Annotated in this window: 16 protein-coding genes and 1 pseudogene; 6 read left to right on the plus strand and 11 right to left on the minus strand. The window is 44.9% G+C overall.

Annotated elements, in window-relative coordinates; genetic code table 11:
• The 7 genes and pseudogenes from QUB35_RS35895 to QUB35_RS35925 form a co-directional block, all read right to left on the minus strand.
• Positions 1 to 389 (minus strand): annotated as a pseudogene (locus tag QUB35_RS35895) (hypothetical protein); the annotation flags it as partial.
• Positions 343 to 1,659, minus strand: coding sequence for a hypothetical protein (locus QUB35_RS35900; RefSeq protein WP_333147377.1), 1,317 nt, complete (start codon positions 1,657 to 1,659; stop codon positions 343 to 345). The pseudogene QUB35_RS35895 and the gene QUB35_RS35900, both read right to left, overlap by 47 nt.
• Before the next feature lie 336 nt (positions 1,660 to 1,995).
• On the minus strand, positions 1,996 to 3,369 hold the full coding sequence (locus tag QUB35_RS35905; RefSeq protein ID WP_333147379.1) for an alpha/beta hydrolase: 1,374 nt from the start codon (positions 3,367 to 3,369) through the stop codon (positions 1,996 to 1,998).
• A 192-nt stretch (positions 3,370 to 3,561) separates the two neighbouring features.
• Positions 3,562 to 3,831: a zinc ribbon domain-containing protein gene (locus QUB35_RS35910; RefSeq protein WP_333147407.1), complete on the minus strand. Its 270-nt coding sequence runs from the start codon at positions 3,829 to 3,831 to the stop codon at positions 3,562 to 3,564.
• A gap of 91 nt (positions 3,832 to 3,922) precedes the next feature.
• Complete coding sequence (locus tag QUB35_RS35915; protein ID WP_333147381.1) at positions 3,923 to 4,678, minus strand: HIRAN domain-containing protein; 756 nt, start codon at positions 4,676 to 4,678, stop codon at positions 3,923 to 3,925.
• Entirely contained in the window at positions 4,675 to 5,001 is a 327-nt protein-coding gene (locus QUB35_RS35920) for a hypothetical protein (RefSeq protein WP_333147384.1), read from the minus strand. Before QUB35_RS35920 ends, QUB35_RS35915 begins: the two co-directional genes overlap by 4 nt.
• Positions 4,982 to 5,923 (minus strand): ParB/RepB/Spo0J family partition protein, encoded by a 942-nt coding sequence (locus QUB35_RS35925; RefSeq protein WP_333147386.1) that lies wholly within the window; start codon positions 5,921 to 5,923, stop codon positions 4,982 to 4,984. The genes QUB35_RS35920 and QUB35_RS35925 overlap by 20 nt, the downstream gene beginning before the upstream one ends.
• Positions 5,924 to 5,925: 2 nt before the next feature.
• Here QUB35_RS35925 and QUB35_RS35930 point away from each other — a divergent pair, with 2 nt between their 5' ends.
• A complete protein-coding gene (locus QUB35_RS35930; protein ID WP_333147388.1) occupies positions 5,926 to 6,057 on the plus strand; it encodes a hypothetical protein in 132 nt (43 codons plus the stop codon).
• A gap of 565 nt (positions 6,058 to 6,622) precedes the next feature.
• Here the strand turns inward: QUB35_RS35930 and QUB35_RS35935 are convergent.
• Positions 6,623 to 7,447 carry a DUF3037 domain-containing protein gene (locus tag QUB35_RS35935; RefSeq protein ID WP_333147390.1) on the minus strand — a complete coding sequence of 275 codons (825 nt, stop codon included), beginning with the start codon at positions 7,445 to 7,447 and terminating at the stop codon, positions 6,623 to 6,625.
• Between the two features lie 209 nt (positions 7,448 to 7,656).
• On the opposite strand from QUB35_RS35935, the gene QUB35_RS35940 reads away from it, so the two are divergent.
• Genes QUB35_RS35940 through QUB35_RS35950 form a run of 3 tightly spaced genes read left to right on the plus strand, consistent with a single transcriptional unit; the run spans position 7,657 to position 8,599 of the window.
• Positions 7,657 to 8,103 carry a XisH family protein gene (locus tag QUB35_RS35940; protein ID WP_015179644.1) on the plus strand — a complete coding sequence of 149 codons (447 nt, stop codon included), beginning with the start codon at positions 7,657 to 7,659 and terminating at the stop codon, positions 8,101 to 8,103.
• Positions 8,091 to 8,426 carry a XisI protein gene (locus tag QUB35_RS35945; protein WP_333147393.1) on the plus strand — a complete coding sequence of 112 codons (336 nt, stop codon included), beginning with the start codon at positions 8,091 to 8,093 and terminating at the stop codon, positions 8,424 to 8,426. The genes QUB35_RS35940 and QUB35_RS35945 overlap by 13 nt, the downstream gene beginning before the upstream one ends.
• 41 nt (positions 8,427 to 8,467) lie before the next feature.
• A complete protein-coding gene (locus tag QUB35_RS35950; RefSeq protein WP_333147395.1) occupies positions 8,468 to 8,599 on the plus strand; it encodes a hypothetical protein in 132 nt (43 codons plus the stop codon).
• 499 nt (positions 8,600 to 9,098) lie between these two features.
• On the opposite strand, the gene QUB35_RS35955 is transcribed toward QUB35_RS35950, so the two are convergent.
• Together QUB35_RS35955 and QUB35_RS35960 are read right to left on the minus strand one after the other, a co-directional pair.
• The gene (locus QUB35_RS35955) at positions 9,099 to 10,244 is read right to left on the minus strand and encodes a ParB/RepB/Spo0J family partition protein (protein WP_333147397.1); all 1,146 of its coding nucleotides are present in this window, start codon (positions 10,242 to 10,244) and stop codon (positions 9,099 to 9,101) included.
• 111 nt (positions 10,245 to 10,355) lie between these two features.
• Complete coding sequence (locus QUB35_RS35960; protein WP_172186670.1) at positions 10,356 to 11,186, minus strand: ParA family protein; 831 nt, start codon at positions 11,184 to 11,186, stop codon at positions 10,356 to 10,358.
• A gap of 232 nt (positions 11,187 to 11,418) precedes the next feature.
• Between QUB35_RS35960 and QUB35_RS35965 the strand changes: the two genes are divergently transcribed.
• Positions 11,419 to 11,670, plus strand: a complete 252-nt coding sequence (locus tag QUB35_RS35965; protein ID WP_333147401.1) for a hypothetical protein — start codon at positions 11,419 to 11,421, stop codon at positions 11,668 to 11,670.
• An 84-nt stretch (positions 11,671 to 11,754) separates the two neighbouring features.
• Complete coding sequence (locus tag QUB35_RS35970; RefSeq protein ID WP_333147403.1) at positions 11,755 to 12,912, plus strand: transposase; 1,158 nt, start codon at positions 11,755 to 11,757, stop codon at positions 12,910 to 12,912.
• 28 nt (positions 12,913 to 12,940) lie between these two features.
• On the opposite strand, the gene QUB35_RS35975 is transcribed toward QUB35_RS35970, so the two are convergent.
• A complete protein-coding gene (locus QUB35_RS35975; protein ID WP_333147405.1) occupies positions 12,941 to 13,495 on the minus strand; it encodes a hypothetical protein in 555 nt (184 codons plus the stop codon).
• Between the last annotated feature and the right edge of the window lie 372 nt (positions 13,496 to 13,867).

Raw genomic sequence — 13,867 nt, forward strand, 5'->3', positions numbered from 1 at the left:
GATAGCTTCGCTTTGGTTGCTAACAGGGCAGGAATAGGCTCTGGTGGCATAATCGTCAGTTTTGCTCTCCACAGTCGATCAATGATTTTCTCTTTTTTCCAGCCAGAGGGTTTCTCAGCAAGACTTACAGGTCTCAACCAGTCTGGGTAGGTGCTATCATCAAAAATGACCCGCCAGCCAATACTCGTCAATAGCTTCAGAGCGTTATCCCATCGTTGCTTCAAGTCGTAGGCTTCCCGCTTCAATTGGCGAGCGGCATTTATTCGGGCTTCTAGCTCCACAGCTTCTAACAAGCTCCCCACTTTGTGTTCGTACTGGTTTTTATCCCGCATCTTGATGCGGCTAGCCATTGTTAGGTGAATGGCCAGCGGAGAGTGCCAGTTCATCATGGTAGGGGTTGATTTTCAAAATTTCTGCGGCTAGCCAACCAAATTGATGGAGGGCTATCCCTGCTTTGGCTCCCATCTTATTGAGCCATTTCTCAGCCCAAGGTCCGGGTCGGACGGCGATATAAACTTCTACAGGGTCGTCAACTTTTCCAGTGAATATATTCATCTGTCCTCTAAAATCGACCTCAATCACCCAAAGGGGAGAAATGCTAACGCTAGCGTCAACTTTATTGCCTTTTGGCTTGCCTTCAACCCAGGTACACTGCATCAACATTTTTCCCAGATGAAAGGCAATACTGGCAATTTGAGATAGCTTGTCAGCAACCGTTGACCGATGTTTCTTGTCCCAGCCTATTTGCTGAATGATATCGGTTCCCTTCAGAGTGAAATAGGACTGAAAAAGGTTGGACTGGTTAAAAACGTGAGCGGCAAAAACTAACTGGATTTTTGCCGCTTCAATTCCCATCAAATCGATGACTTGGAGGGCTGCTTCTAATGCCAAGATATCATTATTTTCCCCGACCAGGAAAACTTCCACCCGATTTTTGGGGTTAGTCTGACAACTTGTTTCAAAAACACCCTGGTTATTGGAATCTTTTTTCCATTTATCGAGGCGGTAGTTAGATTCTACACTAGCTCTGAAGGGGACTGGTGTGGGCAGGCCTGTAATTTCTGCCAGTTGGGATTCTGCGAATATGTCTGGTTTTGACGAGACTCCGAATATACTTTCTATGGTTGACAAGTTAATGTTAAGGAAGTCTATCTTCTGCAATAACTCAGTAGCTGTCTTGATGGCGCATAAGTTAGTAATATAATCTTTATTAACAAAAACAGTGTTGAAGTCGTTGTTACTGAAATCTGTTTCACTTTGACTGCAATACAATTTATTTGATGGCGGAGTAGTTTTATTTATAACTAGGGACGAATTGGGGTTGATGTGTTGATCTAGACATAGATCGGGTTGAATTTCATGATTTAATAAGTTCTGCAATTCCTCCTCATTATTAGCAAGTTCGCGAGCTTGTTGCAGCCATTGATATTTCGCTTGCCAAAATTCATCAGGGATTTTTAAAGACCGTTCTAAAAAACTTAGACCGTCCGACTTGCGAAGAAACGCAAAAAAAGCTTGACATTTGCGAGGAGATGTGACCTGTCCAGTTTCAGTTGTGACGGCGTTTGGGTCGAGTTGTGTAATTCTTTGTAAAATATATTCTTCTATCAAACGAATGACTGTTATTTTGAAGGTTTCTTGAGTGTCAGCGTTTAACATAATAAGTAGGTAGTGGTTTTTGGCAAGGTGAGTCGTGAGTTTGTGTATAGAATCTTTCCTGATGTTCGCAACTCTCGCGTGTATTTTTGCTAGTTTAGATATTTATCAGTTAATAGAACCGCTTTGAGATCTTGAGGGCGATCGCTCGCAAGCAAGCAGTCGAGCGCCCCCAAAAGCTCTTTTTTGAGGTCGTTTTATCATTTGTGGTCGTCGTCAGAAATTGTCACCACAGTATAACTAATAATTTTTCGAGGCGGGTAACTTCATAATTGCGATCGTTATTTTCACTCTCCCAACTGAAATTATGACTTTTTTGCATATTTTATGAGCCGGAAGTCAAGGCTTGTTGCCTTGATAGCCGGAAGCTGACAATCCTGTTGAGGGAAAAATAACGATCGCGCAGATTCTCCTGCGATCGCAGAAAGTGAGTTTCTTTCTCCCCATCATAAAGGGGGTAGCTGACCCGGATGTGGTATACTCAGAAGACTTCAGTGCCCAAGCCAAAAAGCGTTCTGTGTAATACAAAGCCAGTTGATTGCTTACACCATTAAAAACCGCATCAAAAGCGTGTTCAGCCCAAGGAATTTCGAGCATTACCGCACGATTGCCAGTGGCTCGTAATTGTTCGTAGAGAGAGCGTCCAAACTTGGCCTCAACTATATGGTCGCGACCTGCATAAACCAGTAGAGAAGGGGGAAGGTTGGGTTTAACATAATTGATGGGAGAAGCTTGACGGTAAAGCTCTCCTAATTGGTCGGGGGTTCCTCCCAGAAAGTCACGCAGAATGGCTCGGACGTTTAGGGGGTCGGGAAAAGGTGGATCGTAATATCCCCGAAGCAGGTTATTAGGCCCGTAGTAATTCACTACTGCCCGAACTGGAACTGTAGTTGAACGATAAGCATAAAGTGATGCTAAATGGGCACCGGCTGACCTTCCCATCAGAGCAATTCTGTCAATATCAATTTCCCACTCATCGGCATGGGTTTTGATATACGACAGAGCGGCTTCTACGTCCTCCAACTGAGCTGGAAACCGATACTGGGGAGCGTGGCGGTAATCAATTGCTACTACACAATAGCCCCTCGCAGCCATGTAGCGGCTAAATTCCTCATTGCTATTTGGAGTGCCTCTTTGCCAAGCTCCTCCGTAGAGGATGACGATCGCCGGATATCTACCAATTTGCATCGGCCGGTAAACGTTTAGTTGCAGTTTCACTCCATCCGGGTTGGCAAATACAACGCCTTCATTCGTGCGAACTTCCCGCAGGGGAATTCCCCGGAAGGCATCTGCTAGGATAAACGGTTGTTGTCGTCGCCCGGCCTGTTCAACTTGAGGAACCGCTGCTAAATAGTTTGTCCCTAAAACTGCTTGGACTTCGGCCGCGATCCGTGCATGGGCTGCTGGGAACTGTACCAGGGGGATTAGGCTGAGGATCAGGGCAAGCAGGCTACAGACTAGGGATGTGTTGTAGAGCCAGCCTTGTTGTCGTCTGAAGATGGTTAGCTGCATGGCGATCACATTAATACCCACAAGCCAAGGGCTAATTTCTGGCGCTCCCACTGCCAAAGGAAACAGGGACAGTGTGGGCGCTGGTACGATGACCCAGAGGCTGAGAAATAATCCAACTGCACTCATAAAAGAAGGGATGAACAGCGAGACTAGAAACGATACCAATGAGACTAGCTTTTTGCCGCTATTTTTAGGTTGCACAGATTTTTTCCCAAAGCCAGATTTTTAATTATTACGCCGTAAGTCCCCACTAGAGTACACTTTAAACCGCTCGATAGAACCTACACAAATCTAGACAAGCTAGATTGAAGTCTACTTCCTGCGTCAACGAGGGCATGGGAGCGGTTAACACTCTTTGCAGGCTTCCAGGCGCAAGCTGCACCCGGTATACTTTTAAGCTAGTATAAAAGCTTGATGTTCGAGATTCAGTGCGGCATTCAGATCGCGATCGATGCTGATGCTGCACCCCGAGCAGTTAAACACACGTTCTTTGAGCGGCATTTCTTGAATATGTCCACAGCAAGAGCAAGTTAATGATACAAACCAGCGCTGGGCAGTTCGACTAATTATTGCTGTCTTGGGAGTTAATCCGGTTGGTAGATCTTCATAGGTTTTCAGTAGTCCTATTTTGGGTAGTTGAATCTTTCGATGGTCAATCTTGATTGTTCCTTCTAATGTGAAGCTATCTTGTTGACCTTTTCGCTATGTTTTGTCGAGTTATATACAGTATTGTCTAGTTATTTAGATGCAGTTATTAAACCCAAGAGCTGCTGAGGGGCTGATATTCATAACTTGAAAAGGGGCGAAAGTCATTATAGCATTGAGCAGTTATATTACACAGCAGGCGAAACTGGAGTGGTGTCGGCGGTAGATTGACTTGCTCTACGCGCACCTCTACTAAACTGGGATTCCTCAATAGAACTTCAAAAATCTCACTATTCAAATATCGCGGACAATACCCGACAATATGGTGGTCTTCTGTATTTAAAGTCAATGCTTTAGAATCATAATGATTTTGAAATTCGTGAGCTAACCACAAATTTTCTCCTGTCTCTAAGCGGTTAATTCGCTCAATTGTACAGGGTGGCAAATACCGCAGTCCCTGCAAGAAAAAGTGAAGGCGATACCGCCCTTCTGAATCTGGTTCAGGAATGAGAAAAACAGTTAGAGTATCTGTTTCTCGCCGCCCACCGCTGCGGGCTAGCATGGCAATTGGATCGCTTTCATCTTGAGGAAGATTTAGCCAGTGAATAAAACTTGGGTAATCGGGGCGATTTTTCGGCATCAACCGATTAGCAAATACGGGAAATAAGTAGGTTGATGTATATACTTCACCTAAGCGCGGAAACGAGGGCAAGGGTTCAAAACCGCACTTCTGTTGAGCTTCTAAAACGCCTTGCGTGTAGGTAAATTGGTAGTTGGTTCCGTCAAATGTTAGCCTGCCAATGGGAAACCAGGAACGGCTGTTTGGATCTTGCCAAGCCAAAAAAAGCGTTGAGTGTGTTTTCACGGTAGCGTTTTCCTCAAGTTAAGCAGTCTGTGTTGATTGAATTCAAGAATTTTTTGGGCAAACTCGGCTGCAATCGGTGAGATACGAGTGTTAGGAATTAGATGAAAAATATCCACTATACTCGCCTTTGAGATACTTTCAAGTCGCTCAAGCCATATATGCGCTGCATTCGGAAATCGACGTGCAGCGCAGTCAAATACATCAATTGTTTTGAGAGGCTTTTTATCATCAACGCTGCCATAAAACGCCGTACCCGCAAGGCACAGTGTAGGTAGTTCATGTAGCTTTACTTTAAAATCAGCTTCAATTTTCCAATCCCTCACCCACCAATGCTTCCAGTTCAGCTAACAGTTTCTCTAGTTTCTTTTGCTTTTTGGGATCATCCCAAACCTTGGACTTTTTCACTCGCTGCAAAGCTGCATCTACGCGACTTTTAAGCGATCGATCCGGTGCAGTCGCCTCCCCCGTATTTTTCGCTTTTAAATCGGCAATGCGCTGTTTGATTTGAGTCAGAGAGAGGTCGAGATCGATCGCCTCCTCTAGTAATTGCGAGCGATCGTCGAGATCCTTAACTCGGGCGATCGCTCTGGCTTTGGTATACTCAATCCGTCCTTTCCGCAGCGCTCCAATCACATCATCTGGCAGGTTCAGCAAAGGGAGGCGATTGGTTCGGAAACTCTCTGGAGTGTACTTCCCGACGAGTGCAAATATATCGCTTACTATTTGCCAATCCGAGCTGTGGATAACGTTATCCACACCCGTGCGTTCCGGGTGAGCGGCCGCTCCGAGCAAAGCAATAACTGACGAAGAGGTAGAGTTCAATTTCATTGCCAGCAATTGCAAAATCTCCTCGGTTTCCTCAATCGCATTCAAATCTTCCCGCTGCAAGTTCTCCAGCAGTGCAATTTGCAGGGCCTCTGCGTCTGTCAGTTCCCGAATCACAACAGGAATCTCAGTCAAGCCTAACGACGAAGCGGCTCGATAGCGCCGTTCTCCCGCTACCAATTCGTACTTGTTGCCATCTATGGGGCGTACCAGGAGCGGTTGCAGAATCCCTAGCTGCTTGACTGACTCCACCAGTTCTTGCATAGCTGTCGGCTCGAAATAGCGGCGCGGTTGCTGCGGTGGCAGGACAATTTTGTGTATTGAGACAAGGGAGGATGCGACATCTTCGCTGTCGCTGGTTCCTAACAGAGCCTCAACCCCTTTGATTTGATAAGGCTGATTGTCGCGTTTTTGATTCATCGATGTTCCCCCGTAGAGATCCCAACCAGGGACTCACCGACACTTACAACCGCTTCCACAACCCGGACGAACGCCACCCGGATATAATAAAACTGCGCCAACTGCATCAAGAATGCGATCGAGCCGTATCATAAAACATTAAACGCCTACGGTTGGACAGACATCCCCACCGACTGTGAATTCATCCTCGACTACGAAGAAGAAGAGGAAGAAAGCGAAGGAATTAGCAAACGCCAGAAGAAAAAACCTTGGCGTTATAAATGGCCCGAAGAAATACACGTTGAAGTGTTAGCGAGGTTGCTTGAATTGAATCTGAAACGCTATCAAGAGGAAATTCTGGGAGGGAAAGCGGCCGAGGGGAAGGCGAAAGGAGGTAAAAAGACATCATCTAAATCGCGCAAAAAAGTTGCAGATAAGCCGCCTAGTATCCCCGGTTTTCCTGATAGTCTGTAATCTGTAAGGTGCGTCAGAGGAAGATTTATCGCTAATAGCAAAGAATTGATGACTGACGCACCCTACTCACACCATTGCAACTAACTTATCAATAGTAGACCTCTTGCAAAAAAAATATGTGTTATCCTTAAAAGTTTGCTCAAGTTTAGGTCAAACTTTGAATTATTGGGTTGATTGGCATCTCCTTAAACTTGCCCAGCCTGCTAGATTATAAAATTGGCTAAACTTTCCATCCATAGCACAAAATTATTTTGCAAGAGGTCTAGTCTGAGATGCCCAAGGTTGTACTTCATTTTCTTGCAAAACTTCCGCCCCCAAACTCCTGTAAGTTGAGATAGTTGTTTGATACACTTCGTTTAGTTTTTCATAATCCTGCCACTCTTGTTTTGGGGGAAGTGCAACAATTCCTATAGGCAATTTAGGATTAGATTCTTTGACATCTGAAATCATCCAAGAAATAGAATCTTGGAGACTTTCAGGAATGTGAACCTCAAAGGATATTCCGTGGGTGGCAAAGTAAGGTTGACCGTTAGCAACAACCGCATCAAACTTGTGTTTTTTATGACTTCCTTTTACAGGAAAATTATTTTTTAGCATTTCTTTTAAAGCAGGTTTATCATCATAGGATATCAGAGTTTTTCTAATTATAGAAGTTGTAATTCTCGCAGCATCTTGGCGATTTCGCTTAGTTTTTGCAGAAAATACATTAACCAAGTAAGTCTGCGCGATATCTTCTAATAAACTCTCGACATTCTCCAAAGATCCGCAAGGTTCTGTGAATTGAATACTATTAATCCAACCCTGTGCAATTTTTTTTAATCGCTCATGTTTAGGAGTGCCATCTGGCTCATCTCCGGGAAAAAGCAAACCCTCACTAGCGGCGAAGTTCATTCGTTTTGCAAAGTCTCTGAGAAAATGAATATCTTCGCGACCAAAAGCCTGCACTCGACTCCAATGATTCAAAAATTGTACGCGCACATCATTGTCATCAAAAGCAACAACGCCAATATTAATCCGTTCGTCAGCGATGGGATTGGGGACGTATTGAACGATACTATATCTGCTTGCCATTGCTTTTGCCTCCCTCTATGCAAATCTCATCTGTGATAAAATTGCAATTATCACACAAATAGGAGTTTAGTTCAGCTTGGGGCGCTTGCCCTAACACATTATCTCCTGCTTAGTCAAGTCGTTAATAAAAAATGGCATATTCGCCAAACAAAATTTACGAATAATTACATCAACTCAGCAAAAGCGAACCGAGACAATTTGAGGAAAGAATGCCGGCAAGAGATACAATCCATAATATCGTTAAAGAAGCGCTGATAAAAGATGGTTGGGAAATCACTAACGACCCCTATGTAATTTCTTACGGAGAGCGATTTCTCTTTGTAGACTTGGCAGCGGCAGCGTCCGAAGTCAACAACAAAATAGAAGGGCGTTTTATTGGCGCAAAGCGAGAAAATACCCGCATCGCCATTGAAATTAAAGAATTTCGAGGAGTGTCACCTATTGCCGATCTGGAACAAGCTCTTGGTCAATATATACTCTATCGGTTATTGCTAGGCCAAGTTGACCCAGAACGGATAATTTATTTAGCCGTTCCCACTCTGGCCTATAACGGCATTTTCAGCGAACCTATTGGCGAACTCGCCATTACAGAAATACCCTTAAATTTGGTAGTAATCGATTTAGAAAAAATAGAGGTTCAACAATGGATAACTTAACGGATAATCCAACCACATACCGAGAAATTGTCAAACAGGTAATCGGGAAATATGCCCAATTAAAGCCTTCTCACGGAGAGATCCGACTTGATCCCGTGTTTGACGAAACTCACGATCGCTACGCCTTGATGCAAGTTGGTTGGGATCGGGGGCGGCGAATCAGAGGAAACCTCATTTATATCACGTTGGAAGCTGGTAAAATCTACATTGAATATGACGGTATGGAATGCGGCATTACCCAAGATTTAATTGAGGAAGGCATTCCTCAAAACGATATCATCTTAGCTTTTCTGTCACCCGATCAAGTCCTTGTTGCCGCATAAAACAATGCCGATCGATTCCTGGTACAGTAAATCCACAATCTATGGGGATAGCTCTAATTTTATTTTCTAACTTAGAAAAAGCTTATAAAAATATCAAAAAAGAAGGAGAAAAACTGTCGTTGGAAGACCCTGGATACCTGCGAACAGTTAATCTTGTCACTACTTATGAATAATTGATGAAGCCGAATTCGTATAACACCAGCACTCAAGTGCTGACAGTCAAACCTTATACAGTGATTACTACAGGTCAGCGTTTTATTGGCAAAAAAACAAAGATTCAATTAGGAAACCTTCATACATCTGTGCAAGCTATGACTCAAAAAAAAAGATTCCTTTGATACAAGTAAGGAATCATTTAGGCATTAAAGTTTGGACTAATTATTAAACAATCTAATTAAAGGTAAAGGCATATAATGAATATCAATGCAACCCCAACAACCCCCGCCCAAGTCCGCCAACACCTAATCGACGCTTTACAACTCGACCTGATCGGCCCCATCCCCGACGACGAAGCCCACGCCGCAGAAATCATCAACCAACCCCCTTCCCGCTGGTATCTCAGCGGTTTTCTCGTACCCTGGTTTGCCAAGATTAGAGGCATACGGAGCGATGAAAACGGCGAGTGTTTCCACTCGATCGATTTTAGCAAGCAGACCGATCGAAACTTTGCCGTTATTTCTCAGTATTTTGCTTTAAAACCGTCTCAATTTCCGCCAGCTTTTGGCGCAAAACCTCCTGCAACTCCACAAGTTGGTCAACCTCAGCTTGCTCCAACACTTGAGGTGAGAGCTTTTTCAAATTCCCGGCTGCCAACTTAACCTGCTTGAATTGGCGGGCTGCCCCTGGGAAATCATCCAGATTAGAATTGATAATTTCTTGCACCAATTTACGAGTTTGAGTCACCGACAATTTCTCGGCAATAACTCGATCGGTTGCTTGAACTCTAATCGGCTGCGCTTCTTCCTCTGGCAAGACTAAATTTTTAGCAGAGAGTTTAGAAAGAGCCATTGCATGAACCCCTTTAAGTCCTAATTGCCTGATAGCAGTCTTAAGGTCATCAGCCAAAGACAGCATCGGGAAAATGTTGGCATCGATAGAAGCGGGATTGAGCTGCAAATCCAACAGTGTCCGCAAAACGGCCAACTCTTGTTCATCCAAACCCACAGCGGCCAAACCCTGTTGCTGCTCGTCAGGTGCCACCGTCACCAACTCGGAAACCAAGTTCATCCGTTTTTGCGCGTTCAAGCGTCGCACCACTGTCGAGAGAATGCGGGGGATAGTTGCAGCTTCCAAACCCGTATTTTCAGACAACTCCCGCACAATAGCTTCTGCTTTATCGAGGGGATTGAGATCTTCCCGGTGCAGGGAAGTCAGCAGTGCTTTGCGGTGCAAAGCCGCGGGTTCTGGAACGATCACAGCTTGCAAAGTTTGCCAGCCCAGATTTTTAGCGCTGCGCCAGCGCCGCTCTCCATCGAATATCACCAAATCCCCCCGTTGAATCAAGATAATGGGTTGCAGTTGTCCGTCACTAGCGAGGGAACGGGACATGGACTCGATACTTTCTGGCAAAAAAGTCTGTCTGGGTTGTTCAGGATTAGGCTGAATTTGTAAGAGTGAAATGGAGAGGATACCGCTGGCGGATTCTAGTTGTTCTCGCAGTGCAGTCAATTGAGATTCCAATTCCGTTGAACCCGATTTTCGCAGTTCTTCAATTTCTGCTTTGAGTTCCTGAATCTCGGATTCAGCTTCAGAGAGGTGCATTGACTGCTTGGCGGATGAAAAATAATTTCCCAAGTCGGGAGCTTTACGGGTGGCCATAGCGATTTTTGATTTTTGATTGGGGATTGGAGAAAGTGAGTTCATGGCTCTTAGTCAGAAACGAAGGACTTGTTTTCGCTAAGCAAGCAAGTTGTGAGTATGAATCAAATACTATTTCTTTTTTTTGCCTTTTTTGGCAACAGCCGGAGCAACTTCATTTCCCATTAAGGTAGCCAGGTGCTTAACAATTTCTTTGAAGTCGCCTAAAGCTGGGTGAAGGGGGCGGTAAATGTGTAAGGGCAACCCTTGACCGCTGGCATTGACAAATTCTGCACTGTCCCGAATAGGTGGAAAAACGCGGATATTCATCTGCTCTAGCTGGGCTGGCAATGACTCTAAAAGTTGTCGGTGGACGGCTCGTTTCGTATCGTATTGGTTGGGTACAAACCCTAAGATTTCTGGTTGCGGCTTGAGGCGTAATTGTTTGCAATGGTGGTAGTACCACTCCAGCAGGTGAGCTGCTCCTTGAATTGATTTTGGTTCGAGCTGTACGGGCACTATTATATGAGTGCAAGCAGTTAGTGCCATCAAGGGCAAGGGGCCGAGGGTAGCGGGGCAGTCGAAGATAATTAGGTCGTGATCCATTGGATAGTCGCTCAGGCAATCGCCTAGAAGATAAGCGCCACGCTTGTGCAGAACTAACTCGTCTGCTGTTTGTGTCAGCGTCATTCCGCCTTGACAAACGGTTACATTATTGGTGTGGGGACTCCAGCTAGGAGTAAGAGGCCAAGAGCCATTGAAGCTTTCTCGCATTATGGCGGACAGTGTGTGTTCTGGCTCTGGCGGATTTAGACCGCAAAAAAGGGTCAGGGAGCCTTGGGGGTCGAGATCCATAATGGCTACTTTCAAACCCCTTAACCCCAGTTCGTAGGCGAGGTGAACTGAAAGTGTGGTTTTGCCAGTGCCGCCAGCATTGCTGATGACTGCTAGTCGAATTTGCATGGTTTTGAATTAAGTAGATGATTTAAGTATCATATATCGAGAGTAGGCATCAGATATCGATATATGAGAGCCTCACGGTAAACCACTGTTGGGTTCCACGTTGAAACAGCAACTTAATATTTAGTCGGTCGAGCAGAATCTCGTCAAGTTTAGTACGGGGAAGATTGTTGAAAAGAATTTAAGTTCGATCGCTAGACTGAAACACGGAACGTCATATATCGATATTTGAGGTATGGGATCTAACCGCCGAGTTAACTTCGATCGCAGTCTTGGGACGGTGCGATCGTACAATGTACTAGGGAACTTCAAAGGCACGGAAGGGTTGGGCGAGTCAACTGAACAATTTGCATTAACATACCTAGAATTAGTTGAATATTTTCAACTAAAACAGCAGGATTCCCCCACCATACCGTTTCGGTATGGTGGCGTGAGCAATGCGCGTGAGAGAGCCATTGCACCACCAACCAAATCGATAATCCCGTAGGCGCTAAACAAGTGAGGCGGTGTATAAGTAAACGAACAAATTATTTGATTGTCATAGTTTCACGCGTTGAGATATAGTGGCGTCATGAAACAAGTCCTGACAGTATCTTGCAAGCTCGAAGTAACGCCGGAGCAATCGACGAAAATCGATTCGACGCTCCTGGCGTTTGCTAATGCTTGCGAATACGTGAACCAAACTGCTCCTCCAACTCTGACAAACGAGTTGGCGATACAGTCCTTGGTTTATCACGATGTCAGAACTAGATTCGGCTTGTCTGCTCAGTTGGCGATTCATGCGATTAGACGGGTTTCTGGTAACAGGAAAACGGCCAAGAAAGATGGCAAGCCAGTTAAAAACTTTGCTCCAACAAGTGCCACTTACGACCCCCGCACCTTCTCTTTCAGAGAGAAAGACTGGACTGTAAGTTTGACCACTATCAACGGTAGAGAGCGATTTCCACTTGCTATTGGCAACTATCAGCTTGGATTGTTGAAGGGGCAAGTCCCCAAAACAGCCACGCTAGTAAAACGTAAAGATGGTACTTACTATCTGAACATTCAGCTTGAATCTGTACCACCAGAACCAATCGAAACCGACAAAGTTTTGGGGTGTGATTTGGGGCGAACTGACATTGTTGTTACATCCGAAGGGGATAAATTTAGCGGCAAAGAAATTACCGCAATTAGAAATCATTACGCCAAACTTAGAGCGGATATCCAACAAAAAGCTACGAAAGGCACACGCAGTGCTCGACGCAGATGTCGAGCATTGTTGAAACGGTTGTCGGGCAAGGAAAAACGCTTTCAGGAATTGGTAAATCACACCATCAGCCATCGACTGATAACTAGGGCTAAGTCGAGTAGCCAAGCTATTGCTTTGGAAGATTTGACCGGAATCAGAGAGCGAACCAATAGCCTTCCTCGCAGCAAAAAAGAGCGGAGGTTGAGTAATAGTTGGGCGTTCTTCCAATTGCGGCAATTCTTGATTTACAAAGCGATAAAATATGGCGTAAAAATCTTGTTGATCGACCCTAGATACACGTCGCAGACTTGCCATAACTGCAACCATATCCACCCGGTTCGGGGTGAATCTTATCGGCAAGGTAAGCAGTTTGTTTGTGGACATTGTGGCTATGTTGGCGATGCAGATTATAACGGGGCGAAAAATATTTCGGCTCTTGGGGTTGTTGTAAACCAGCCTGAAGGTTCGGGGCTTTGCTGTTCTTTGAGCGGTGATGCATAGCGGGCTATTGAAAGCCCCCACTATACCGCTATACGCGGTTGGTAGCGGGTAGTTTACTATAAACCGTCCTATCTTCTAGTTTCATGAACCTCCAGATACTGCCTGTTGTCACTGCACCATAAACACAGGAAATGCTGTTATCTTTTTGAATATTAAAAATCTGGGCTGCCAACATTTCTGCAATGCACTGGGCAATTCCCGATTTGATATTGTCATTCTTGGCTTCGACAAGTGTAAACACGGGAGCATTTAAAGATAATTGTTCTGGTGAATGACTAATCATAAAGTCACAAATGCCATTCAGTCCTTTGACTCGATCAATATTAAATTCCGTACCGGAAAAGAGGCTGATTTGACGATCGCACCGCCTGCGGAGTTCAATCAATACCGGAGCGACTATCATCTCCGATCGCGCTTTTTCCGTGTCAATTCCCAAGGCTAAGGGAATATTTTCGGCTAAGGTTTCCTTTAAAAGCTGACTGGGTGCGATCGGTTCTACAGCCGTAAAGACTTCAGATACTTCTCTAATTGTTAAGCCGAGTTTATGCTTAATATCATCTAGGGAAAATTCGCTATAAGACATAATAGTTGCACCTTTCACTCCGTCGCTCTAATTTTATATTTAGATCGCGTTCGTTAAGCCAGGAAGCTATTCATAGCTTTGTCCCGATTTTGGTAGGTTTTTACGAACGGATGTTCCCAACAGATATGACCAATAATAACCTTTGTTCCCGATCCCAGCTCGCTCTGAATCTCCAAGTGAGCGCTAATCTGCTCGACCCGCTGCCACATTCCACCCAGACCAAATCCGCGCTCCTTGCTACTGCGGCTCGAACCCGCATCTGTCGTTACGTACAGACAGGTACAGCCGATAGCATGGAGCTAGTCCCTAGGTAGCGAATAAATAGACAAAATGATACACTTATAGACAAATATGCGGTGTACCATTTTGTTT

Source organism: Microcoleus sp. B13-B6, from assembly GCF_036705405.1.
Taxonomy (GTDB): domain Bacteria; phylum Cyanobacteriota; class Cyanobacteriia; order Cyanobacteriales; family Microcoleaceae; genus Microcoleus.